The organism is Halococcus saccharolyticus DSM 5350 (genome assembly GCF_000336915.1).
GTDB lineage: Archaea > Halobacteriota > Halobacteria > Halobacteriales > Halococcaceae > Halococcus > Halococcus saccharolyticus.
In genome coordinates this window covers 41,338-63,802 of sequence record NZ_AOMD01000014.1, presented here as the reverse complement: position 1 = coordinate 63,802, position 22,465 = coordinate 41,338, and the positions used below count along the sequence as shown (strand labels likewise).

Below are 22,465 nucleotides of genomic sequence, written 5' to 3'. Positions count from 1 at the left end.
ATCCGCTTGGAGGGAACCACCGTTGCATCCGAAGCATTTACTTATATACCTCCACACCCCGTATTGCATCAGAGAAGGAAACATAAGTAGCATTCAGTCCCGGTATTTTTCTTTTATTCCAAAACAGCACCTTGAAGCGCAGCCTAATCAGTTGGTTTTAAACTTTCTTCCCACTCTCGTCGTGCGGCGAGCGCTTGGTGACCTTCTTCGGAAAGAGTGTACGAATTTGTCCGACCATCTATACTTCCTTTGTCGATCAATCCTCGATCAACCAGTTCATCGAGATTCGGATAGAGACGACTTGTATCAATCTCCTCATCATAGTGGCTATCGAGAACATCCTTGATTTCTAAGCCCGATGCTTCTCCTACGCTCTCATTGACATACAACAGATCTCGTTGAAACGCATTGAGGTCTTCCATTGCCACCTTCTTGCGGCGGCAGATAATATAATGCCTTCATTCCCGAACAGGGTTAGAAGGAGAGACATTTTCGATTCGAATAGGTTCCAACATCATTTTCGAGGTTTCACCGAATCCTCCAGAATTTGACGGCAATCGAGAGGATGATTTCGTCTGTCTCCAAGGTGAATCCATCCCGTGAACGTTTGATGTCGTTCGTGACTCAACCATGCTGTACTCAAATCGGTCATCCGGCACAGCGCTGATAACTGACTGGCCAGTGATTCGTCGGCGAATTCGAGATCGGTAGTTCGAGTAGGTGTCTGTGCTGCAATAGCGCCATTACTGGGTGGTGCGATTTGGAGAGGCACACGCTACCCTGGAGAACGGAAGCGACTGGTACTATGAGGTCGTGACGAGGTGTCGAGACAGCTGCCGACGGACGAGCGTGTCGTCAGGTCGATTCCCGATCGCCGAACAGCGTCGCTCGGGGGATGTCGAGTCGGACGAGTAGCGGGAGTGTGACGAGGACGATCCCAGCTTCGAGCGCGGCGGCAGCGAGAAAGGCAGCGCCGAAGCCAACGTTGTCAGCGATCACGCCGCCGCCGACGGTTCCCACGAGGAAGCCGAGACTCCCGAAGACGTTGAACCCACCCATCGCGGTGCCCCGATCGTCGGGAGCGAGGTCCGTGACGAGCGCCATCGTGGCCGGAGCGACGAGCGCGCCGGCGATCCCGAGCAGGACCATCGTCGCGCTCGCGATCTCGATCGTGGGCGCGAGATAGACCGCGAGGATGGCACCCCCGTAGAGCACCGATCCCGCGACGACCGGAAGGAGTCGACCGATGCGGTCCGAGAGCCGCCCCATCGGGTACTGGCCGAGCGCGAACGGCGCGAAGAACAGGCCGAGCACGATGCCCGCCGCGCCCGCGTCGAGATCGAAGGTCTGCCGGAAGTAGAGCGTGCCGACGAGTGCGAAAAAGCCCGCCGTGAACCGGTCGGCGAAGCCGAAGGCGTAGGGGAGGCCGAGTGCGGGCCGTTCGGTGAGGCCAGCGATCGCGGCCCCGATACCACCACGCTGGCTCTCGGGAACTCGGTCGGTCACTTGAGTCGCCAACAGCGCGACGACACAGAGGAGACCGGCAGCAACAGCGATCGGCATGAGCGGACCGATCGACGAGAGCTGGCCGCCGAGGGGTGCGCCGAGCGCCGTCCCGGAGCCGATGGCGATGCCCGCCGCCCCCATGTTCCGGCCGTGGCCTCCCTCCAGATCCATCAGCATCGTGATCGAGAGCGAGAACGCCGCGATGGTGAAACTCCCCTCGATGAAGCGGAGGACGAGCATCGCGCCGAACCCGATCCCTGCGACCTCGGCGAGACCGATCAACGCCGCGTAGCTCGCCACGCCGCCGAGCGCGCCAGCGACGATCAAGGGCACTCGCCGGCCGGTGGCGTCACTCAGCGCGCCCCAGACGCCAGCGAAGAGCACGAAGCCGGCGTACTCGGCCGCGAGGAACCACGTGCCTGCGTCGAGCGTCGTGGTCGCGCCGAGCGCCGCCACGAGCTCCGGGACGCCGGGGTAGAGCGCCACCTGCCCGAACAGCACCGCGAAGATCATCGTCGCCAGCACCACACGATCGGTGTTCACAGGTGCTTACGGTACGTTCGTCGGGAATAAACCGATTGGGGAGTCGCGGCAGGAATCGGCCGTGAAACTTCGGTCGATATCGGAAGAGGCCGTCGGACGGTCGATCCGGAGAACACGGCACTCCGTTTGGGTCGCCAGTTCGAGTCGCGCCTCAGACAGGGGTGAAGACGGGCGCTGGGTGGTCGTCGGCAGTCACGACATCGGTGAACGAGACGCGATCGCCGATGTCGACGGTATCGTCGATCCGGCCGAGTATCTTGGCGTCGCCGAGCCGAACCACGGCGACCTGGTACTCGCCCTCGAATCCTTCGGGTGCAACCGCGATCGTGGTTTCGGAGTGGACGGTGCCGGTCGTCGGCAGCGTGACGGTGGCGATCGTCCGCGAGCCGCACTGCGCGCACGCGGCTTTCGGGGCCGCGGTCGTGTGGCCGCACTCCGCACATTCCTGGCCGAGCAGTTCGCCGTCGCGGAGGCGGTCTGCCCACTCGACGTAATCGAGCCGGTCGGCGCTCGGTTCGGAACCGCTCATTGGCGGGCCTCCATCACCGTGACGACGGTGGTCGCGGCGTCGCCACCCAGGTTGTGTGCGACCGCACGCTCGGGATCGTCAAGCTGGCGCTCGCCAGCCTCGCCGCGGAGTTGCTCGGTGAGTTCGACCAGCTGTGCGGTGCCGGTCGCTCCGAGAGGGTGGCCCTTCGCTTTCAGTCCGCCCGAGGGGTTCACCGGTACGTCGCCATCCAGGGCGGTCCGGCCCGCTGCCGCTGCCGGGCCGCCCGCACCGTCCTCGAAGAGTCCGAGTGCCTCGGTCGCCATCACTTCGGCCCCCGTGAAGCAGTCGTGGATCTCCGCGAAATCGATCGCGTCGGCGGTCGTTCCCGCCTGGTCGTACGCCTGACTCGCCGCATCCCGGGCAGCCTGGGTCGCCGGGAGGGCGTCCTTGTCCGCGAGCGGGACCACGTCGGTCGCGTGGCCCACGCCCGCAACGTCGACCGGGTTCTCGAAGCTCTCGGCGGCCTCCTCGCTGGCGACCACGACCGCCGACGCCCCGTCCGAGAACGGACAGCAGTCCATCAGGTGGAACGGGTCGGCGACGATCGGCGAATCGAGCACCTTCTCTACTGTTGTCTCCCGGCCGAAATGCGCACGCGGATTGAGCGTCCCGTTGTAGTGGTTCTTGACCGCGACCTCGGCGAGATGCTCTTCGGTGGTGCCGTACTCGTGCATGTGGCGCTTGGTGAGCAGCGCGAATACGCCGGGGAAGGTGAGGCCGGCGGGCTGTTCGTACTGACGGTGGGCGGCGCTGACGAAGACCTTCGTCATCGCGCCGGTGCCAAGCCCGGTTTCGGGTGTACAGCGTTCGACGCCACCGGCGAGCACCACGTCGTGACGGCCGGATTCGACCGCCTCGACCGCGTGTTTGAACGCGTTCGCCGAGGTGGCACACGCGTCCTCGAAGCGCTGGGCGGGAACGCCCGTACAGCCGATGTGCGAGGCGAGCGTGGGTGCGAGGTGAGTATCGTTCTCGGTCATCCCACCCATCGCGTTGCCGAAATAGAGCGCCTCGATTTCGGGAGGTTCGATCCCCGAATCGTCGAACGCGTCGAACGCGGCATCGGCGAACAGGTCCGGCAACGGCCGTTCGTGAACGCCGAACTTCGTCATTCCCGCACCGACGATGGAAGCTCGTGCCATGAGCTGGTGTACGACACCATTGTCTATCAGGGTTGTGATGTCGGCAGCCGCGTTCGCCGGCTCAGGCGTCGAACTGTCCGGATCATCGATGGATCACGAACCGACGCAACCATCATCGGGAAATTAGCCTTTCAGCGCGAAACCACGACAGCGGAACAGTTTGGGGTCGGATCGTGTGTGGGTGAAACGAGGAGCAGGGGAAGTCACGAGTGATGCCAGAGGCTCGCAACGGATGGAGAGTCACAGGAGCCCATCGGTTCGTCCATCCGGGTTCCCCTCCTCCCTACGGGACACGATACAGACGGAGCACAAAGAGAGGGTGCATGGACGATAAGGCCAGTGTACTGTCTCACCAAATCGACTATCCACAAGCTCGGTGGCGGAGATCAGTCCCGAGTGCCGCTTCGTGCGCTGCACTCGCCGGGATGGACCGTCAAGACGACGTTCGAACGGTGATTCGTGCAAGCGATCTGCCTGCTCGATGTTAGCCGCGAGTGTGGACCTCGATCCGTGCACCGCCGGTATCGCTCTTAGTGATCAAGACCTGCCAGCCGTGGGCTTCGGCGATGGTCCTGACAATAGCGAGCCCCAATCCCGTCCCCTCGCCGGTCGAGTACCCACTCTCGAAGACGCGGTCGCTCTCGTCGTCGGGGATGCCTGGCCCGTCGTCCGCAACCGCGAAACCGCCGTCGGGGAGACGCTCTACTCGGACGGTCACCGATGAGCCGTCGTCGGGCGACGCCTGCCTGCTCATCGAACCGTGCTCGATGGCGTCGCCGGCCTCCGACCGGCTACTCGTGGAGCTGTGCTCCACGGTGTCCTCGTGAGTTCTCGAACGAGGGCTTGTCGAACCGTGTTCCACAGCGTCCTCGCGATCGTGCGAGCGAGGGCTTGTGGAGCCGTGCTCTACGGCATTTCGGAACAGGTTGCCGAACAGTCGCTGGAGGCGGTCGGGATCGGCCTCGATCTCACCGAGGTCGTCGTGGACGAACGACGCGGTTTCGTCGTCGATCTCCATCCACGCGGCCTCGGCGATCGTGGCGAGCGAGACGGTCGTGGTTTCGTCGACGACCTCACCCTGTCGTGCGAGCGCGAGCAAGTCCTCGATCAGCGAATCCATCCGGGAGAGCGCCCACTGAATGTCGTCGTGGTGTTCGGAGGGATGTTCCTCGTGGGCGAGTTCGAGTCGGCCTCGTGCGAGACCGAGCGGGTTTCTGAGGTCGTGGCTCACGACGCTCGCGAACTCCTCCAGCCGTTCGTTCTGGCGTTCGAGTTCGGCCTCGTTGGCGACGCGATCGAGCGCTGCCGCGGTGTTCGCCGCGAGCACTTGGGCGAGTCGAACGTCGGCATCGTCGAAGGTGTCGTCGGGCGAGCCGATGCTGAGCGTGCCGTGATCGTCGATCGAGACGTACAGTGCGCTTTCGAGCGGGAGGTCGTTCGTTGCGCGCCCTGCGAGACTTCCGTCCGCGATCACGGGTTCACCCGATTCGAGCGCTCGCCACGGAAGTGCCTCGTCGCGATCGTACTTCGGGCGTTCACCGAGCACGTCGATAGCTGTCTCGGTCACGGCCACCGGATCGAGCGTATCGGTTTCCGGGCTGTGGAGTCTGATCACCGCCACTGGGAACCCGAGGACGTCCTCGGCGGCGGCGACAGCCCGATCGACGACGGCTTCGGGAGTGTGGGCTCGCATCAGATCGCCGGTCGCATCGTGGAGTGCGCGGAGTGCGTACTCCCGGCGGTGGCGGTCGTTCACCTCGCGGAGAACGCCCATCACCGCTGGATCGCCGTCGAGATCGATCGAACCTCCGTGAGCCTCGATCTCGACCGGCGTACCGCTCTTGGTGACCCCGGTGAAGGTGTAGTTGACCTCGTCGATTTCGCCGGTTTGGCGGGCGGCGAGACTGTCGGCGACGCGATCGCGGTCGGACTCGGCCACGACCGTGAGTGGAGAGCGACCAACGAGTTCGTCGGGATCGTAGCCGAAGATGGCAGCAAGCTTCGGATTCGCGTACCGGATACGATCGTCTTGGATGATGTAGATACCGACGAGGGTCTGTTCGACCAGCCGTCGGTAACGCGACTCCGTGCGGGCGAGTTCGCGCTCGGCCCGACGCTTTTCGACCGCGTTCTCGATCCGGTTGGCGAGCACCGTGTACTGGTCGGTGCCGGTTTCCTTGCGGAGATAATCGGTGACACCGGCGGAGATGGCCTCGCTCGCGATGGCCTCGTTGCCCTTCCCGGTGAAGAGGATGAAGGGCAAGTCAGGGTGGTCGTCGCGGACCGTCTCAAGGAGTTCGAGACCATCGATCGCCGGCATCTCGTAGTCGCTGACGATACAATCGATGGCTTCGTCGAGTCGGTCGAGGGCGTCGCGGGCGCTGGTTTCGGTCACCACGTCGAGGCCGTTCCGATCGAGAAACGACGCGGCGATCTCGAGGGTAGCCGGGTCGTCGTCGACGCAGAGCACCCGGATCGGATCGCCCATGGGTAGACATGGAACCCCAGCGGCTAAGTACTGTTCCTCGTCCACGCCAGTCACGACGGATGCGGTCGATCCGTTCGACCCGTTCAACCGTTGCGGTGGTTCGGTTCCCGGCCGTCGGCCCCCTGTCCGAGCCGACGAAGTATCGGGACGGACAATGTGATGTTCTACCATCCATAGGTTTTTAGTTTAGGCCCTGTTGGGAGTAGATAGTACTGTAGACATGTCGAACAGACGCACAACCGGAAATGGGGATCGTGGATGAACCCATCGTTCGAACCGGTTGACGGCGGCGCGGGTATCACGGTGGTGGACTCGATAGAGCGCCATCGATACGCGCTGACGACGCCGGAGCCGGTCGCGCCGCAACCGGCCGACACCGATCGGTTTCGATTCCCGGTCGAGACCGCGGTTGCGATCCGGACAACGAGTATCGCGCTGCCGAGCGTGATCTCGGTCCACGTCCGTGACGAGTCGGGGGCGATCGTGGCCCAAGCCGAGCACTTCGCGAACGAGGAGTTGCCACACGGTGAGTACACGATCGAGCTGAGCGCGCCGATCAAGCTCTACTGCCGGGTCGAGAGTACCGTCTCGGTGCGCGCCGACATCGAAGGGATGACGATCGACTTCGGCAATGCGACCGAGGTCGTAGTGGGCGCGCGCTCACACCACGAGCGTCCCGCCGCAACGGTTACCACCACGACCGATCCCGTCGACGTGATGGCCGCGGTCTCGACGTTCGGCTCCGCGCTCAAGACGACCTCTCCCGAGCGCTCCTACCCCACCCTTCGAGGGCATCCGCCCACGATCGAACTCGGCGACGAGCTCGATCTCGCGGGGCTCGAACCGCCCGAGACGGGAGTGACGATCGAAGTGCCACCGGAGTACCGTTCGATCTTCGTGATCGCGCCGCTCGCGTACTATCTCGGTGCGCGCGTTCGCCCCGGCGACGAGCCCCGTCTCCGAGCCGATCACGGGCTCGAATACTCACTCGACGGTCCAGGCGGGTTCGAGCGGACCGTCGAACGGACGTTGAAGCAGACGTTCTTCCTCGACTGTCTCGCGCGTACCGAGGGGCTCTACCCGGTGGCGCTCCACGAGCGCGAGGCGGTCGAGGCGGACCTCGGCCTCGATTTCGCGGCACTCTACGATCAGCCGCTGGCCGAACGGCTCGACGCGTACCTCGACGTGCCGTTCGCGACCATCGAGGACCACCTCCCCGAGTGGAAGCTCACCTCCCACGTCGAACCGACGCCAGCGAGCATCGAAACGCTCCCGTTCGTCGTCGACGACCTCGCCGTCGTCCGGTGTGCGAGCACGGGATCGGTCACGCGCTCGAAAGCACTGATGTTCGATGGCGGCGTGGAAACGGCGACGGCCCGGCGCGAGGACGAGTTCACGCGGAGTGCGAGCGCGAGCACCACGCGGAGTACGAATCCAGAGTCGGGAACCGAGGCCGATGTCGAGTTCGTGAGTCCCGAGGCGACCGATTCGCTCGAAGAGGCGTGGATCGGCGAGGGGATGCCCCTCGGCGCGAGCAAGACCTCGGTCGAGGCCTATCAGAACCGCCTCGATAGAACGCCCGTCGACGGCGACATCGACATCACGGTGGTCTGCAACGACGCCGACATGGCCGAGGAGCGCGACCTGATCGACGACATCTACGGCAACCGCGACGAACTGCCGTTCGACGTCTCGCTCCACCGAGATCTCACGACAGCCGAACTCGAAGGTGTGCTCTCGACACAGACGGACTTCCTCCATTACATCGGCCACGTCGACGACGGAGGATTCGAATGTGCAGACGGCGACCTCAACGCGAACACGCTCGATACCGTCGGGGTGGATGCATTCTTACTCAACGCCTGCCAGTCCTACCGACAGGGAATGGCGCTGATCGAGGCAGGGTCCATCGGCGGGATCGCAACACTCACCGACGTGCTCAACTGCGAGGCAGTCCGGATGGGAAGGACTCTCGCGGGCCTGCTCAACGCCGGCTTTTCGCTCCAGTCCGCTCTCGAAATCGCCCGCGGTGAGAGCATCATGGGAGACGAGTACCTGGTGATCGGTGATGGTGGGCTAGCGATTGCGCAGTCGGCGAGCGGAATGCCTAATTTAATCAATTTGAAACCAGAAGAAAATTCGTTCGATATAGAATTAGAGACGTATCCAACATCACAAAGAGGGATAGGAAGCTTAGTCGTTCCATATATGGACAGTATATCGAGATACTACTTATCTTCCGGAGTTATCGGCCCATTCAGCATAACACAGAACGAGCTCGAGCGTTTTTTCAAGCTTGAAACAGTACCGGTGAGAATCAGCGGAAAGCTACGCTGGAGTGATCAAATCGACATAACTGATTTGTAACTACGGGCCACTAATTACGCCCATGTTGCCGGCAGCCGCAGACCCTGCCTGTGACAGCAGAATCATCAGGCCGAACAGTGCGCTGAGTGCTTTCGGGTGGTTCTTGAGCTGCGACCGAACGTCGGTGTTGTCTTCGGACATCACATTACCCACAATGCGCGCACTCAATATGAATATTTTCAAAGGTATTCGATATTATTAATAAAAATATTACTTCTGCATTAAGCGGCGAGAAGGACAGTATAGGTAGAAGCCGCGCCAAATCCACCGTCAATAGACATTGAAGGCACTGTTGGCCGACGCCATAATTTCGTTCTTACCAAATACGATCAAAGTAACGTCGATTACAACAGTGAGAGAAGTTCGGGTGCGCGATCTGTCGTCGCTCGTCTACATCGTGTCGCCGTCAACGACTGGCGGTACGCTCACGCTGCGTGTCCGGCGACTCGCGCACTTCGTGGCGCGTCACAGTAGCAAGGAAGACCCGATTCGACGTCGGTTCCGAGGAACGACGGTGTGTGAAAACAGCAGCCAGTGAATTGAGCAGCGCGGAACGGGTGCGAGCTACGTCGACAGTGTTCCGCGGAGGTCCTGCCAGCAATCGGCGCAGAGTTGCCGATCGATGCAGACCCGCTTGACACCCGTCTCGTCGCCCATGAACTGACTGGTCGAGCGCGTCTCGTCCTCGATTTCGAGGAGTACCTGGTGGCGCGGACGTTCCTCGGAAACGTCCTCGCTACAGATGGGACAGGAGTTCATTTCATAGTTGATAGAGCGAACACCACATAAAATTACTGCTCGTATCGATACCTCGTCTCGGCGAATATTTCGCTAATCGAAATAAATTTCAGTCTCCGATTGCGGACGGGCGAGCGATATCATCGACGGTCGGTAGTGAATGTCCGAGAGCAGGTCGCAGGCTCGATGGACTGAGGTGGAGGAGACGTATGCGTGCTCCACCGGCAGTAATGAAGCAGTGCTCGGTTCTGTGAACGTGTAGATGGCCAACCGCATTCGTCGATGTTGTCTAGATACAGTCAGCCATCGATGACGTCAGTCCTCGATAGCCGCCGCGGTGAAGTCGTCGACCGGCATCACCGAGTAATCCACGCTGAGCGTGTCCCGGGTCGCGCGGATCTTGCCGACGAACGCCGAGATGGTTTCGAGTGAGCCGTCGAGGATGAACAGCTCCATACAGTAGTGGCTGCCGACGTGGCTGTGGAAGTTCGCCGCGACGAGGTCCTCGTGTTCGTGACGGAGCCCCATCATCCGTTCTTCGACGCTCGTGGTCTCGTAGTCGAACAGGACTGTGACGACCGCCATGAGATCGCGGTCCTCGAGTCGAGCATCCTCGAACTCGCCGAGGAGTTCGCGCGCGGCGTCGCGGACAACCTCGCTCCGGCCGGTGTAACCGTGTTCGTCGCTGAACTCGTCGATCCGGTCTAGGAGTTCTTCGGGCATCGAGACACTGACGACGGTCATGTGTCAATCGACGGCGGGACCAGTACTAAAAGTTAGCAATTCACGCCGAACGAGGCGGAGGCGATTGTGAACTACGGGGTTACTCGTCGTCGAGCGCGTGCCACGACAGCCGTGGGTTCCGGGCGGCGTCTGCCTGATCGATCCGGCGCGCCGCCGTTCGTTCCGGAGCGGTTTCGAGTGCTTCGTCGCTGTCGGCGGCGGCCCGATCGAACGCCCGCGCGAGGTGGTCGAGCGCGGCGCGGCTCTCGGCCTCGGTGGGTTCGGTCATCAGCGCCTCGTCGACGATCTCGGGCCACTTCGTGGTCGGGGGATGCACCCCGTAGTCGAGCATTCGCTTCGCGACGTCGGCAGCGTCGCGGCCGGCGCTCGCGACGAACTCGTGGTGGAACGGCTCGAAGGGGATGTCGTAGTCGATCTGGGAGGCGAGGTAGTTCGCGTTCAGCACGGCCTTCGCGCTCGTGTCCCTGAGTCCGGGATCGCCGAGCCGGGCGATGTACGCGTAGGTCTTGACGAGGACGAGCCAGTTGCCCGCAAAGCCGTGGACCTTCCCGATCGAGTGCTCGGGTGCGAACCGCTCGTAGCTCACCTCACCGTCGTCGCTCGCTGCCTCGCCGTCGTCGGCTTCGTCAGAAACGGCCTCCCTGACCTGGGGTGTCGGGAGGTACGGCGCGAGCTCCTCGACCACGCCAACCGGACCCGCGCCGGGCCCGCCACCGCCGTGGGGCGTCGCGAACGTCTTGTGGACGTTGTAGTGCATCACGTCGAAGCCCATGTCGCCCGGGCGGGCGCGGCCCAACAGCGCATTGAGGTTCGCGCCGTCGTAGTAGAGCAGTCCGCCGGCGTCGTGTACGACGTCGGCGATCTCCTCGATATCGTGCTCGAACAGGCCGAGGGTGTTGGGGTTGGTGAGCATCAGCGCCGCCGTGTCGTCGCTCACCGCGGCCCGGAGCGCGTCGACGTCCACTCGTCCATCGTCGGCGCTCGGGAGCGAAACCACCTCGTAGCCCGCGAGCGCGGCGCTCGCGAAGTTGGTGCCGTGAGCGCTCTCAGGAATGATGATCTCGCTTCGGTCGTTGCCGTTCTGCTCGTGGTAGGCCTTCGCGATCAGGATACCCGTGAACTCGCCGGCGGCCCCGGCGGGCGGCTGGAGAGTAACGGCGTCCATACCGCCGATGCGCGCGAGGGAGTCGGCGAGTCGGTGGCGAAGTTCGAGATTCCCCTGAACGCTGTCGGTCGATCGGTCGGGGTGGGTGGCGGCTTCGGGAAGCGCCGCCACGTCCTCGGTGAACGACGGGTTGTACTTCATCGTACAGCTCCCGAGCGGGAACGGGCCGTTCTCGACGCCGTAGTTCATCTGGGAGAGTCGGGTGTAGTGGCGTGCGAGCTCCGGCTCGGCGGGATCGGGGAGTTCGACTCCATCCCGGGTGAGATCGTCGGGTAGCGGCGCATCGTCGGTCTCGACCGCACGCGAGCTTTTCTCCACGAGCAGCGGCTCGTAGACCTCACCCCCCTCCTCGGGGGTCTCGCGAGTCCAGCGAGCCTGGTCAAATTTCATGCAACCGCCTCCACGGCCGCCACGAGATCGTCGACGCGGTCGGCGTTCGTCTCGGTGACACAGACCTGGACGAGGTGGTCGTCGATCGCGTGGATCGCGTATCCTTCGGCTTCGAGGTCGTCCTTCATGGCCGACGCCTCGCGATCGGTCCGGGCGACGACCTCCCGGAAGTGGTGGCGGTCGTGGACCGGAGCCGTGACACCGTCGATCGCGTCGAACTGGTCGGCGATCTCGCTCGCGCGAGTGACGCTCTCCTTCGCGAGATCGACCAGTCCATCGGGTCCGAGCCACGCGACGTGCATCGCGGCCCGGAGCGCGACCCACGCCTGATTGGTGCAGATATTGGAGGTCGCGCGCTCGCGCCGGATGTGTTGTTCTCTGGTCTGAAGCGTAAGGGTGTACGCCCGTCGACCCTCGCTATCCTCGCCCGTCCCCACCAGCCGTCCGGGAACCTGACGGAGGAACGCCTCACGGGTGGCGAACAGTCCGAGCCCCATCCCGTCGGCCGCACCGAGTCCGAGCGCGGCGTCGCCGACCACGACGTCCGCACCGACGCTCGCTGGCTCTTCGAGCAGCGAGAGCGCCACAGGATCGGAGCCAAGACAGAACAACGCGTCGTGATCGTCGGCGAGGTCACCGATTTCGCCGAGACTCTCTTCGATAGTGCCGCGAACGGTGGGGTTCTCGGCGTAGACCATGACACAGCCCTCGTCGATCGCGTTGGCGAGCGCGTCGCGGTCGACGATCCCGTCGTCCATCGGATAGGACTCGACGCCGGCGTCGGTACCAGCGAGGTAGCTGTCGAGCACCGCGCGCCGGCCGTCGTGGAGGTGTTCGGGGACCAACACACGGTCGCCGCTAGTCGCGCGCACCCGGACCGCGAGCGTCGCGGCCTCACCGAGCGCGGTCGCGGCGTCGTACATCGAGCAGTTCGCCACCTCTAGGCCAGTGAGTTCGACCAGCATCGACTGGTACTCGAACAACGCCTGGAGGAACCCCTGGGCGACCTCGGGCTGGTACTGGGTGTACGAGGTCAGAAACTCCGAGCGATCGGCGAGGTGGTCGACCGCCGAGGGGACGTAGTGATCGTAGTGGCCCCGACCGAGGAACTCCACGAGATCGTGGTTCCGATCGAGCATCGCCGCGATTTCCTCCCGGATCGCGCGCTCGGCCCGGGGTTCGATGTCGAAGGTTCCGTCGAACTCGATCTCCTCGGGAATATCGAACAGGTGGTCCTCGCTCTCGACGCCGACCGCGTCCAACATCGCCGTGGTTTCGGCCGCCGTATGCGGCGCGAACGGGCTACCGCGGCCGCCGTTCGGGTGTTCGTCGCTACTCACGAAACCGCCCTCCACTGGACTGGAACGGCATTGGCAAGGCTTGCGGGGGATGGCATATCAGACCGTCGTTTGCACGGTTTCGAACCGGAACCGTCCGTTGGGCGGAACCGTCGGGCGGTTCTGCGCCGATGATTTTCCGACCGCGATGTCACCCGCTGGTCGTCCTGCTTACTCGGTCCGGTTTCGGGATATATCCGGGCTATGGACAGCGACGAGTTCGTTCGCGTCGTCTACTCGGTTCGGGCTGCACTGTTGGTGTACCCCGGTGGTGGTGGAAGTTCCACCACTTCGACGGGTGTCTCCGCGTGATCGTGTGGGATCGTCGCTTCCAGTTCCATCTTCACGGCATGATCACCGCCGACGATATCGCTCACGCCGACCATGACGGTCGCCGGTATCTCGGGTGGTTCGAAATGGTCCCGACACGCCGCACCGATTTCGAACTCCGCGTCCGGAAGCAGATCCTCGCGGACGAAATGGCGTATCATCGTCACGTCTTCGAGGCTGCCGCCACAGTATTCGCGGAGGAATCGATCGGCGAAAGAGAGGCCACGATCCGCCTGCGCCTTCGGCGTGTCGCCCGGTGGAGTGAATCCGTCCATCTGTACGTGATCGTGGTCAGCGTGGCGGGTCCGAACGGCGGTCGCCGCGACCGCATCCTCGTGTTCGTCCCGTCTCTTCCGTCTGAAAATCGTCTTTTCCATGCGCGGGAATGAGTTGCGACGATGAAAATAGCTACTCCCACCCAGTTGATCGCGTGAGCGCAGTGCCTCACTCGATCTGGTCGCGGTAGGTTTCGGCGTCGAGGAGATCGTCGAGTTCGTCGGGATCGTCGAGATCGACTTCGAGCATCCACCCTTCGCCGTAGGGATCGTCGTTGACGAGCTCGGGCGCGTCGAGCAGCGCGTCGTTGGTCGCCGTCACGGTGCCAGAAACCGGGGAATAGAGATCCGACACCGCCTTGATGGACTCGACCACGCCGAACTCCTCGTCGTGGGCGATCTCGTCGCCTTCGTCGGGGAATTCGACGAAAACGATATCGCCGAGTTCGTCCTGAGCGAAGTCGGAAATTCCCACGCGGGCCGTGCCGTCCTCCTTTCGGACCCACTCGTGACTCTCGAGGAACCGCAACTCGTCGGGGATCTCGAAGCTCATCGTTCGAGGAATGGGAGCGCCCGGGTACGTGCCTCTTTCGGCTCTCCCCGGACACGGACCGCGATCTCGGATCCCGGCTCTGCGTACTCGGTCGGAACGTACCCCATCCCGATCGGCGTCGAGAGGGTGGGGCTCATCGTCCCGCTCGTGACCGTGCCGATGGTCTCGCCGTCGGAGTCGGTGATCTCGTAGCCGTGGCGGGGCACGCCGCGGGTTTCGAGTTCGAAGCCGACGAAGCGCTCGTCGGGACCCGACTCCGCGACGCGAGCGAGCGCGTCACGGCCGACGAACTCGGTGTCGAGATCGACCGCGAAGCCGACGTCGGCCTCGAAGGGGTTGCGAGGGTTCTCGTCGTGGTCGAAATCCTGGCCCGAGAGCAGGAAGCCCGCCTCGATTCGGAGGGTGTCGCGCGCGCCGAGCCCACACGGCTGGCAGTCGAACGCTTCCCAGACCGCTTCCGCCTCGCTCCACGGGACGATCAGTTCGAGACCGTCCTCGCCGGTGTAGCCCGTCCGCGCTGCGAGGCAGTCCGAATCGGCGACGGTGGCGTCGGTCGCCGAAAATCGCCCGAGATCGGCGAGCGGTTCGTCCGCGTCGTCGGCCGCGCTTGCGACGAGATCGACCGCATCGGGACCCTGGACCGCGAACATCGCGTACGCATCGGTGCGGTTCTCAACTGTGGCATCGAGCCCCCACTCGTCGCGGTGGGCCGTCCAGCGGTCTTCCATTTCCTCGTCGTGGCCCGCGTTCGGGATGAACAGGAAGTTGGCGTCGTGGGTCTCGGGCAGTCGGTAGATCACCGTGTCGTCGAGGATCGTGCCCTCGGTGTCGGTGATCATCGCGTACTGCGCCTTTCCATGTGCGAGCGCGCTCACGTCGTTGGTGGTGAGTCGCCCGAGCAGTTCGGCGGCGTCCGGGCCCGAAACGGTGATCTCGCCCATGTGCGAGACGTCGAACTTGCCGGCGGACTCGCGGACGCTCTCGTGTTCCGTCCGAATCGAGTCGAACTCGACAGGCATGTCCCAGCCGCCGAACTCGGTGGTCGTCGCACCGCGAGCGTCGTGGACCTCGGCCAGCGGCGGTTCTCGAAGTGCCATAGCGGGGCGTCGTCCCCCGCAGCCTAATGGTTTGGTAGTCTCGAGCGAGAGCCCGCTCCTACGATGGTGGATTCGGTGAACGGTTCGAAACCCCGAGACGTTCGGCGGAAGAGAAAGCGAACGAACCAGTAGTCCTCGATTTCGACCATCGGTATCGACCCGTTTTGGAGCGACGGCCAAAGACAGTCGGAAAGGCCGATGGTTTGGGGGCGCTCGTGGCAAAGAGCATCCGTCCGACGGTTTTTGCCCGCGCAGCGAGACGGTGGGGTATGACCGACACCGAGGCGCGAGCCGATCTCGTGGCACGAGCGGCGGACGCGGGGGCGCGAGTCGCGCTCGCATCGTTCCGTGAGGAACTCACGGTCGAGACCAAGGCCGACAAGACCGACGTCGTGACGCAGATCGACCGCGACGCACAACGCCGCGTCGTCGAAACCATCCGTGAGAAGTACGACGAACCCGTCGTCGGCGAGGAGGAAGGTACATCGAAGGCGATCCCGGAGAAGGGACCGGCGTGGGTGGTCGACCCGATCGACGGGACGAACAACTTCGTTCGCGGACTCCGGATCTGGGGGACGAGCGTCGCGAGCGTCGTCGACGGCGAGCCGGTCGCCGCGGCCACGGTCCTCCCGGCGCTTGCGGATACGTATCTCACGGGCGCGGAGCGCGTCACGCTAAACGGCGACCCAGTGCGCGTGAGCGACCGCGAGGACTCCGACGCGTTCGTGGTCGATCCGATCCTCCTCGACGATACAACGGATACCGCCGGAGTGGACGTGCTCGCGGAGCGGTTCGGCGACTTCCGTCGGCTCGGCTGCGCCCAGGCGACGCTCGCAGCGGTCGCCAGCGGGTCGCTCGACGCCGCGATCACCACCGTCCGGATGCACCCGTGGGACACGATCGCGGGCGCACACATGATCCGCAACGCCGGCGGCACCGTGACCGATCTCGACGGCGAGCCGTGGCGTCACGACAGCCGTGGACTGGTCGCTTCGAACGGCGCGGCGCACGACGAGGTACTCGCGGCTGCACGGCGGGCGGCCGGGGAATAAACAGGCACGTCGACTTCTCGGTTCCGATCGGGGCCAGCTGCTCGTTTCAGCTGTTGTGTGGCTCCTCGTCGCGGTGGTTGTCAGGGTTTTCGGCCTCGCGAGCCGCGTTCTCGCGCTGTTCGGATTCGGTGTCGACCTCGCCCTCGGCGGCTTCCTCGCGCTTTCGCTCGGCTTCGGCCTCACGGGCCTGCTCTGCGTCCTCGGTCTCCTCGTCGTCCGTCTCGTCCTTTTCTTTCGCAAGCGTGACGTCGCGTTCGTGCGGGTCGTCCTCGGACATATGCCGCACTTCGGCTCCTCGTGACTTGAGTGTGCGGCCTGCTGATGACGATCCTTCAGACGGGATCGCTCCACCGTCGATTTTTCGATATGTCTGGAAGCAGCTGTATTCCGAACGGCCTCAGTTGGGCGCTCAGAGCCCGAGGTGCCGTTCGATCCGTGGCGACCGCTTTGTGAGAGTGGTGCGGCAAAGCCACTACGGCAAGGGCATGCAGTAGGTTTTTCGGGCTGTCACCGTGCGAACGAGCATGGTCGACGTTCTCGGTCATCTCGGAATGGGGTTGCTCTGGCTCGCCCCGGCATGGTACTTCATCGACGACCGGCGTACTGCGGCGTTGTTCGTCGGCGTGGGCTTTTGGTTCGGCATGTTGCCCGATGTCGATCTCGTGCTCTCGCGGCTCCAGGGCATCCACCACCACGGGGTGTTCCACACGGTGCTCGCCGCCCTGGTGTTCGCGGCGATCCTCGGACCGATCCTCGGCTGGCTCCTCAAGCGCTTGTTCGGCGGGACGAAGTGGTTCTCCCCCGAGGCGGCGGACCACGCGACCGCGCTCGGCGTGATCGCGGTCGGCGTGCCGAGTCTCGCACACGTCTTCGCCGACATGCTCTCCGCACCCGACACCTCGACTCGGATCGAACCGCTCTGGCCGTTGATCAACGAACCGATCGTCTACATCGACGTGCTCTACTATCAGTCGTTCTGGGCGACGATCGGGCTGTTCGTCCTCGGACTCGCGGCCAACGTCGCGTTCTACTACTGGAGCGACCAGAACGAAAAGGGTCAGCGCACACAGCCGTCCTGACGCGGAAAATCGGTGGCAGCGATCGATTACTGCGTCTCGGTGATCGTCAGGGTGTAGTTACCGGAACCACTGTACGAATCGACGTTGATCTGCATGGCCGTCGAGTCGTCGGGGGTGTCGATGGTGACTGTCTCCTGGCTGTTGGTGGACCGGGAGGTGTAGTCGTAGTTGTTCGGCGAAGCGTTCTGGGTCGTGCCCGTGTTGACGTAGAGATCGAAGTCCGCGTCCGCGGGGCCGTCGAGCTCGACGACGACCTGGCTCGGCGAGGAGTACGTCCACGACCACGTGTAGTTGTCGCCGTCCCAGTAGCCCGACAGGCTGCCGTCGACGGAGCCTGACGTAGTCTCGCCACCACCACCGCCGCCTCCGCCACCGCCGCCACCGCCGTCGGCGGGATCGGTGGTGACGGCCGCGAGCGCGTCGACCTGGCCGCTACCCTGTTCGTTCGCCGAGAGTCCAATGTCCTCGGCGGTGTTTTTGAGATGGGATCGGAGTTCCTGGTTCGTGAGGTCCCACTGCGCGAGCGTGAGTCCGGCGACGCCGGAAGTCACCGGGGTCGCCATCGACGTGCCCGAGAGTGTCTCATAGGAGCCGCGGGCCTCGGTGGTCGTCGAGAGGACGTCCACACCCGGTGCACAGAGTTCGACGTTCTCGCCGTACTGGCTGAAACTCGCCAGTTGCTCGTTGTCGTCGACGGCGGAGATCGCCATGCACTCGCTGTAGGCCGCCGGGTAGCTGACTGAACTCGATCCATTGTTCCCCGCAGCGGCGATCACGAGCGAACCGTTGTCGGTCGCGTAGCTGACGGCGTTTTTCATCGTACTCGTGTACCCGCCACCGCCGAGCGAGAGGTTGATGATGTCGGCTCCTTGGTCGGCCGCCCATTCGATGGCGTCGGCGATATCCGACGTGGAACCGCTCCCGCTCTCGTCGAGCGCGCGGCCGTTGATGAGCGAGGAGTTGCTCTGGCCAGCCACACCGGTGCCGTTGTCGACGACAGCGGCCGCACAGCCCGAGACGTGGGTGCCGTGGTACTCGCTGCTCGGGGCGTCGGGATACGGGTCCGAGTCGTTGTCGGCGAAGTCCCGACCGGGGTTCGACTTGTAGTTCGCTTGGAGGTCGGGATGGTCGTACTGCGCTCCTGTATCGACGACCGCGATCGTCACCCCGGAGTCGCCGAGCGTGGTGTCCCACGCCTGATCGGATTCGACCTGTTTCGGTGCGTACTGGTCGCCGAACCGTGGATCGCTCGGCTCGTAGAGCGCCTCGTGGGTCGTGTTCGGCTCGGCGTACTTGATGTGGTCTTTTTTCGTGATCGCGTCGATGAAGTTCTCTTTCGCGCGATCTGCGGCCTGGCTCGGGAACTTCACCGCGACGTAGCTCAGCGTCTCGTTTCGGTGAACGATCTCCGCGTTACCGGGGACGGCCTGTGCGACCGCTTGGTCCATGTCGGCTGCCGACGCCGACACCCCGACGAGGATTTCGTCTTTCTTCGGACCGGGCTGACGCCCCGGTGTCGCCGACGCGACACCGCTCAGTCCGCCGAACAGCGTTCCTGCACCGATTGCTTTCAAGAACGATCGTCGACCTGGAGTGGGTTTCTCAACCATGGTCCAGACCTACAATCAGTACAGCATTCCTTAAATGTTCTCATATAATCGTGCAACAAATTGTTACAGTGATTCAATTATGAAATAGACTAGAGAGAATAACGATGTCGTTCCGGTCGGTCGGACACCGTCACGGCTTTGCCGCCTGCCGGTCGAACCGAGACATGCTCGGAAAGCTCCGAGAGGCGGTGTCGAGTACGGGTCGTCGCGAGCCGGCGGTCGGACTGTTCGTCGACGGGCCGAACGTCCTCCGGAGCGAGTTCGACGTCGATCTCGACGACATCCGCGCGGCCGCAGGGGCGGTCGGCCGACCGGCAGTCGTGCGGCTCTATCTCGACGAACACGCCACGCCAGGACTGATCCAGGCTGCGGAAGCCCGCGGGTTCGAGGTGCGGATCACGAGCGGCGACGTCGACGTGAAGCTCGCGGTCGACGCGACCGCCGCGATCGACGATCTCGACACTCTCGCGATCGCGTCGCGCGACACCGACTTCAAGCCCGTGCTCGAACACGCCGCCCGCCGTGGGCTGGAGACGCTCGCGATCGCGCCCGGGAGTCACGGTCGCTCGGATGCGCTCCGCAACGCCGCCCACGAGGCTGTTACGCTCGAATCCGAACCGACGGATTGAGACGCTGGGTGATGGATCGCTCCTGGACAGCTACGGCAGCTTTCCGGTCGAAGTGTCCGTGTTCCAGCCACCGTCGACGAGCGCTCGCTGCTTGCTCGCCCCTTCAATAGCGGAGCGAGCCGTGAGCACCGCAACATCGCGTTCGAGTCGCTCGGCGTACGTGAGCCGGATGCGCCGCGCGTCGGCCCGTGTCACCGGGGCGTCGTGGCCGATCTCGGTCGCGATCGGTCGGTAGGTCTCCGTGTCGATCCCCATTCGTTTGAGGTACTCACGGACTGCCGACGAACCGAGCCCGTGTTCGATCGCCGCCTGCGAGAGCCGTTCGAGGTCCGCGAACGGGGGAACAACGATCCGCCCCGGTTCGACGCTCGGTTCACCGATTTCCACCGGTTCGTCCGCGGCCCGACGGACCAGGCGGGCGACGTCGCCCACCAGGCGCAGCGTCTCCGAGGGCAGCGCCGTGTCGGGGGCGCGCCACTCGACGGTCGGCGGGCACCGCCGCAGCCGAACCGGGGCCACGATCGCGTCGTCGGGCCGGAAGTGAGTCGCGAGTTCGTTCTCGGTAACCCCACGCTCGGCCGCGAGCGTCCGAAACCGATCGTAGCTCGTTTCGACCCGGCGTTCCCACTCGGGGAGATCGGACGGATACGACCAGAGGCCGCGCAACGGGACGAACGCCTCGCCACACAGCGACCGGTAGGCGTGTGCGCGCGAGGAGTTCCCTCGGGGGTGCCCCGCATACCACGGCGACGAACTCACCAGCGCGAGCGCGGGATCGAGCGCGGTCAGGAGGGTGAGCTGCCTCGTGGCGTCGTCGAGATCGAAGTGGACGTGCGTACCGGCACACTGGGTCGCGGGTGCGAGACCCGCGCCGTAGATCCGTTCGAGGAGCCGGCCCCGATCGGTGACCGGCGGCGATGCCACCGAGGCGAGCGGCGTCCCGAGCGGCACGAGTCGCTTGCCGTCGGCGGCGGCCGCATCGAGCACCGTCCGGAGCGTCGTGCCAAACGAGCGCCGGAGCTCGTCGACGCGTTCGAGCGGCGGCGTGTGCACCTCGATCAGCGGGGCGACGAACTCGGGTTCGACGTTGTCGTGTATCGTGAGCGCTCGTCCGTCACACAGCGCTCCCGACGCATCGATCACCCAGTACTCGGCTTCGATTCCTATCTTCATGAACAACACCTCCGAGCCCGCGCGACGCGAGCTACCCCGTCTCGACGGCGCGCACGCGCATAGCCACGACCCCTGCACGTGCCGGGAACACGGTCACGCCGGTCGATTTCCGTGGTATGAGTTCGACGAGAGCGTGCGGTTTTTGCGACCGATCCCCCGAGGATGGCCATGGAACTCGACACGCCGGTACTCGACAACCACCTCCATCTCGATCCCGCCCACGGACGGGGGATCGAGGCCGTGAAGGACTTCGCCCGAGTCGGCGGTACCCACCTCCTCGTGGTCAACAAACCCTCGTGGCTGCTCGGGATCGAGGTCGAACAGGGCACGGATTTCGAGGCGGTCTTCGAGACCACGATCGAGGTCGTCACGGACGCGAACGAGGTCCTCGATGGCCGGGCGTGGCCCGTCCTGGGTGTGCATCCAGGGCTCGTCTCGAAACTCATCGACGATCGTGGGTTCGCGCCGAGGGAGGCGCGCGATCTGATGCAGGCCGGCCTCGATGTCGCCGCCGAGTACGTCGCCGACGGGCGGGCGCTCGCGCTCAAATCCGGCCGGCCCCACTACGACGTTCCCGACACGGTGTGGAACGCCTCGAACGCCGTCCTCCAGCATGCGCTCGCGCTCGGGGCCGATCATGACTGTGCGGTCCAGCTCCACACCGAGGCGAGCGAGGACCTGACCGAGATCGCCACATGGGCCGAGGAGCGCGGCCTCGATCGCCACCGAGTGGTCAAACACTACGCCAGCGGTCGACTCGCCGGGCCGACTCCGAGCGTGATGAGCGACAAGGATCGACTGGCCGAGGCCGCAGAACGCGCCGAAACCGCGGAGGAGCCGTTCCTGATGGAGACCGACTTCGTCGACGACCCCGACCGGCCAGGCGCGGTCCTCGGCCCGAAAACCGTCCCTCGGCGGGTGCGGTGGCTCCGCGAGGAGGGCAGGGAGGAAGCGATCGAAATCGCCCACGTCGCGACGCCCGCCGAGGTCTATGGCATCGACACGCGTACAACCCTCGGGTAGACGAAAAGGTCTATCAATAGCGCAACGTTCGGTGCGGGTATGAGCGCACCCACGGACGGCTTCTACACCGACGAACGCTGGCAGAACTGGCTCGACCGCCTCCGCGACGAGGACCTCGATCCCGAGGACGAGGACGCCGCACGCCTGCTCTGGAACCTCCAGGAGGACGCCGCGATCGCGGTCGTGAAGGTCCTCACCGCGTACGACGAGGAGGAGCTCGACGCCGAGATGACGATGAACGAGCTCGCGAACGTCCGCGAGATCGTGCTCGCGGACGTCGACATCGACGACGAGGAGACGCTGCTGCTCGTCGACGGCGTCCAAACCTCGCTGGTCTGTGTGTTTTACGCCGCGGAGCTGTACGTCGCCGAGGGTGTCGCCGACGCCGAGGTCGCCGAGTGTCTCCGCGCTGCCGACGCCGCCGAGAGCGAGGAAGAGTTCGACGACGCGCTCGGCCACTGTGCCCGGGCCGGAACCCTGCTGATCGACGGCGCGGAACTCGATCGGTCGGTGATCGACGACGTCGGCTACGGGCCGGTCGCCGAGTGGATCAACGGGCTCGGCAGTCTGGAGAGCGCACTCAGCGATCCCGAACTCATCGAAGAGGACGAGGAAACCGAGGGCGAGGCCTGAAATCGGCCACACAGCCCGCGTCGACCCGTGCACCGTCCAGA

At 64.3% G+C, this 22,465-nt stretch carries 22 protein-coding genes; 6 read left to right on the top strand and 16 right to left on the bottom strand.

Features of this window, described 5'->3' with window-relative positions:
• Positions 1-143 precede the first annotated feature (143 nt).
• From C449_RS17390 to C449_RS04605, 5 genes are all read right to left on the bottom strand, one after another.
• Complete coding sequence (locus tag C449_RS17390; protein ID WP_006076793.1) at positions 144-422, bottom strand: PadR family transcriptional regulator; 279 nt, start codon at positions 420-422, stop codon at positions 144-146.
• A gap of 433 nt (positions 423-855) precedes the next feature.
• Positions 856-2,049, bottom strand: coding sequence for an MFS transporter (locus C449_RS04620; RefSeq protein WP_006076792.1), 1,194 nt, complete (start codon positions 2,047-2,049; stop codon positions 856-858).
• A gap of 151 nt (positions 2,050-2,200) precedes the next feature.
• Positions 2,201-2,578 carry a Zn-ribbon domain-containing OB-fold protein gene (locus C449_RS04615; RefSeq protein ID WP_006076791.1) on the bottom strand — a complete coding sequence of 126 codons (378 nt, stop codon included), beginning with the start codon at positions 2,576-2,578 and terminating at the stop codon, positions 2,201-2,203.
• Positions 2,575-3,741: a thiolase domain-containing protein gene (locus tag C449_RS04610; RefSeq protein WP_080504891.1), complete on the bottom strand. Its 1,167-nt coding sequence runs from the start codon at positions 3,739-3,741 to the stop codon at positions 2,575-2,577. The genes C449_RS04615 and C449_RS04610 overlap by 4 nt, the downstream gene beginning before the upstream one ends.
• Positions 3,742-4,225: 484 nt before the next feature.
• Entirely contained in the window at positions 4,226-6,229 is a 2,004-nt protein-coding gene (locus C449_RS04605) for a hybrid sensor histidine kinase/response regulator (RefSeq protein ID WP_006076789.1), read from the bottom strand.
• Between the two features lie 258 nt (positions 6,230-6,487).
• Between C449_RS04605 and C449_RS04600 the strand changes: the two genes are divergently transcribed.
• Positions 6,488-8,596, top strand: coding sequence for a hypothetical protein (locus C449_RS04600; protein ID WP_006076788.1), 2,109 nt, complete (start codon positions 6,488-6,490; stop codon positions 8,594-8,596).
• Here C449_RS04600 and C449_RS18235 read toward each other — a convergent pair whose 3' ends face one another.
• From C449_RS18235 to gcvT, 8 genes are all read right to left on the bottom strand, one after another.
• A complete protein-coding gene (locus C449_RS18235; RefSeq protein ID WP_169316456.1) occupies positions 8,597-8,737 on the bottom strand; it encodes a DUF7503 family protein in 141 nt (46 codons plus the stop codon). It lies immediately after the preceding gene.
• Positions 8,738-9,160: 423 nt separating this feature from the next.
• Positions 9,161-9,355 carry a hypothetical protein gene (locus C449_RS04595; RefSeq protein WP_006076786.1) on the bottom strand — a complete coding sequence of 65 codons (195 nt, stop codon included), beginning with the start codon at positions 9,353-9,355 and terminating at the stop codon, positions 9,161-9,163.
• A 294-nt stretch (positions 9,356-9,649) separates the two neighbouring features.
• Entirely contained in the window at positions 9,650-10,078 is a 429-nt protein-coding gene (gene nikR, locus C449_RS04590) for a nickel-responsive transcriptional regulator NikR (RefSeq protein WP_006076785.1), read from the bottom strand.
• A 79-nt stretch (positions 10,079-10,157) separates the two neighbouring features.
• On the bottom strand, positions 10,158-11,633 hold the full coding sequence (gene gcvPB / locus C449_RS04585) for an aminomethyl-transferring glycine dehydrogenase subunit GcvPB (RefSeq protein WP_006076784.1): 1,476 nt from the start codon (positions 11,631-11,633) through the stop codon (positions 10,158-10,160).
• Positions 11,630-12,898, bottom strand: a complete 1,269-nt coding sequence (gene gcvPA, locus C449_RS04580) for an aminomethyl-transferring glycine dehydrogenase subunit GcvPA (protein WP_241430074.1) — start codon at positions 12,896-12,898, stop codon at positions 11,630-11,632. The genes gcvPB and gcvPA overlap by 4 nt, the downstream gene beginning before the upstream one ends.
• Positions 12,899-13,203: 305 nt before the next feature.
• On the bottom strand, positions 13,204-13,677 hold the full coding sequence (locus C449_RS04575; protein WP_006076782.1) for a hypothetical protein: 474 nt from the start codon (positions 13,675-13,677) through the stop codon (positions 13,204-13,206).
• Between the two features lie 67 nt (positions 13,678-13,744).
• Positions 13,745-14,128: a glycine cleavage system protein GcvH gene (gcvH, locus tag C449_RS04570; RefSeq protein ID WP_006076781.1), complete on the bottom strand. Its 384-nt coding sequence runs from the start codon at positions 14,126-14,128 to the stop codon at positions 13,745-13,747.
• Positions 14,125-15,225, bottom strand: coding sequence for a glycine cleavage system aminomethyltransferase GcvT (gcvT, locus tag C449_RS04565; protein WP_006076780.1), 1,101 nt, complete (start codon positions 15,223-15,225; stop codon positions 14,125-14,127). The genes gcvH and gcvT overlap by 4 nt, the downstream gene beginning before the upstream one ends.
• Before the next feature lie 269 nt (positions 15,226-15,494).
• Here gcvT and C449_RS04560 point away from each other — a divergent pair, with 269 nt between their 5' ends.
• On the top strand, positions 15,495-16,277 hold the full coding sequence (locus tag C449_RS04560) for an inositol monophosphatase family protein (protein WP_006076779.1): 783 nt from the start codon (positions 15,495-15,497) through the stop codon (positions 16,275-16,277).
• Positions 16,278-16,323: 46 nt separating this feature from the next.
• Here the strand turns inward: C449_RS04560 and C449_RS04555 are convergent, their stop codons facing one another.
• On the bottom strand, positions 16,324-16,554 hold the full coding sequence (locus C449_RS04555; protein ID WP_006076778.1) for a hypothetical protein: 231 nt from the start codon (positions 16,552-16,554) through the stop codon (positions 16,324-16,326).
• Positions 16,555-16,801: 247 nt separating this feature from the next.
• Between C449_RS04555 and C449_RS04550 the strand changes: the two genes are divergently transcribed.
• Positions 16,802-17,356 carry a metal-dependent hydrolase gene (locus C449_RS04550; protein ID WP_006076777.1) on the top strand — a complete coding sequence of 185 codons (555 nt, stop codon included), beginning with the start codon at positions 16,802-16,804 and terminating at the stop codon, positions 17,354-17,356.
• A 26-nt stretch (positions 17,357-17,382) separates the two neighbouring features.
• Here the strand turns inward: C449_RS04550 and C449_RS04545 are convergent, their stop codons facing one another.
• Entirely contained in the window at positions 17,383-18,966 is a 1,584-nt protein-coding gene (locus tag C449_RS04545; RefSeq protein ID WP_006076776.1) for a S8 family peptidase, read from the bottom strand.
• Between the two features lie 164 nt (positions 18,967-19,130).
• Between C449_RS04545 and C449_RS04540 the strand changes: the two genes are divergently transcribed.
• Complete coding sequence (locus C449_RS04540) at positions 19,131-19,595, top strand: NYN domain-containing protein (RefSeq protein WP_006076775.1); 465 nt, start codon at positions 19,131-19,133, stop codon at positions 19,593-19,595.
• A gap of 30 nt (positions 19,596-19,625) precedes the next feature.
• On the opposite strand, the gene C449_RS04535 is transcribed toward C449_RS04540, so the two are convergent.
• The gene (locus C449_RS04535) at positions 19,626-20,768 is read right to left on the bottom strand and encodes a glutamate-cysteine ligase family protein (protein ID WP_006076774.1); all 1,143 of its coding nucleotides are present in this window, start codon (positions 20,766-20,768) and stop codon (positions 19,626-19,628) included.
• Between the two features lie 168 nt (positions 20,769-20,936).
• On the opposite strand from C449_RS04535, the gene C449_RS04530 reads away from it, so the two are divergent.
• Positions 20,937-21,791, top strand: a complete 855-nt coding sequence (locus C449_RS04530) for a TatD family hydrolase (RefSeq protein ID WP_006076773.1) — start codon at positions 20,937-20,939, stop codon at positions 21,789-21,791.
• 39 nt (positions 21,792-21,830) lie between these two features.
• Positions 21,831-22,424 (top strand): DUF2150 family protein, encoded by a 594-nt coding sequence (locus C449_RS04525; protein ID WP_006076772.1) that lies wholly within the window; start codon positions 21,831-21,833, stop codon positions 22,422-22,424.
• Positions 22,425-22,465 lie beyond the last annotated feature (41 nt).

What these genes read in the sequence shown, in the direction of transcription:
- C449_RS17390 (WP_006076793.1), bottom strand. Translation starts at nt 422, where the DNA reads ATGGAAGACCTCAATGCGTTTCAACGAGATCTGTTGTATGTCAATGAG.
- C449_RS04615 (WP_006076791.1), bottom strand. Translation starts at nt 2,578, where the DNA reads ATGAGCGGTTCCGAACCGAGCGCCGACCGGCTCGATTACGTCGAGTGG.
- C449_RS04610 (WP_080504891.1), bottom strand. Translation starts at nt 3,741, where the DNA reads ATGGCACGAGCTTCCATCGTCGGTGCGGGAATGACGAAGTTCGGCGTT.
- C449_RS04605 (WP_006076789.1), bottom strand. Translation starts at nt 6,229, where the DNA reads ATGGGCGATCCGATCCGGGTGCTCTGCGTCGACGACGACCCGGCTACC.
- C449_RS04600 (WP_006076788.1), top strand. Translation starts at nt 6,488, where the DNA reads ATGAACCCATCGTTCGAACCGGTTGACGGCGGCGCGGGTATCACGGTG.
- C449_RS18235 (WP_169316456.1), bottom strand. Translation starts at nt 8,737, where the DNA reads ATGTCCGAAGACAACACCGACGTTCGGTCGCAGCTCAAGAACCACCCG.
- C449_RS04595 (WP_006076786.1), bottom strand. Translation starts at nt 9,355, where the DNA reads ATGAACTCCTGTCCCATCTGTAGCGAGGACGTTTCCGAGGAACGTCCG.
- nikR (WP_006076785.1), bottom strand. Translation starts at nt 10,078, where the DNA reads ATGACCGTCGTCAGTGTCTCGATGCCCGAAGAACTCCTAGACCGGATC.
- gcvPB (WP_006076784.1), bottom strand. Translation starts at nt 11,633, where the DNA reads ATGAAATTTGACCAGGCTCGCTGGACTCGCGAGACCCCCGAGGAGGGG.
- gcvPA (WP_241430074.1), bottom strand. Translation starts at nt 12,898, where the DNA reads ATGTTGGACGCGGTCGGCGTCGAGAGCGAGGACCACCTGTTCGATATT.
- C449_RS04575 (WP_006076782.1), bottom strand. Translation starts at nt 13,677, where the DNA reads ATGGAAAAGACGATTTTCAGACGGAAGAGACGGGACGAACACGAGGAT.
- gcvH (WP_006076781.1), bottom strand. Translation starts at nt 14,128, where the DNA reads ATGAGCTTCGAGATCCCCGACGAGTTGCGGTTCCTCGAGAGTCACGAG.
- gcvT (WP_006076780.1), bottom strand. Translation starts at nt 15,225, where the DNA reads ATGGCACTTCGAGAACCGCCGCTGGCCGAGGTCCACGACGCTCGCGGT.
- C449_RS04560 (WP_006076779.1), top strand. Translation starts at nt 15,495, where the DNA reads ATGACCGACACCGAGGCGCGAGCCGATCTCGTGGCACGAGCGGCGGAC.
- C449_RS04555 (WP_006076778.1), bottom strand. Translation starts at nt 16,554, where the DNA reads ATGTCCGAGGACGACCCGCACGAACGCGACGTCACGCTTGCGAAAGAA.
- C449_RS04550 (WP_006076777.1), top strand. Translation starts at nt 16,802, where the DNA reads ATGGTCGACGTTCTCGGTCATCTCGGAATGGGGTTGCTCTGGCTCGCC.
- C449_RS04545 (WP_006076776.1), bottom strand. Translation starts at nt 18,966, where the DNA reads ATGGTTGAGAAACCCACTCCAGGTCGACGATCGTTCTTGAAAGCAATC.
- C449_RS04540 (WP_006076775.1), top strand. Translation starts at nt 19,131, where the DNA reads ATGCTCGGAAAGCTCCGAGAGGCGGTGTCGAGTACGGGTCGTCGCGAG.
- C449_RS04535 (WP_006076774.1), bottom strand. Translation starts at nt 20,768, where the DNA reads ATGAAGATAGGAATCGAAGCCGAGTACTGGGTGATCGATGCGTCGGGA.
- C449_RS04530 (WP_006076773.1), top strand. Translation starts at nt 20,937, where the DNA reads ATGGAACTCGACACGCCGGTACTCGACAACCACCTCCATCTCGATCCC.
- C449_RS04525 (WP_006076772.1), top strand. Translation starts at nt 21,831, where the DNA reads ATGAGCGCACCCACGGACGGCTTCTACACCGACGAACGCTGGCAGAAC.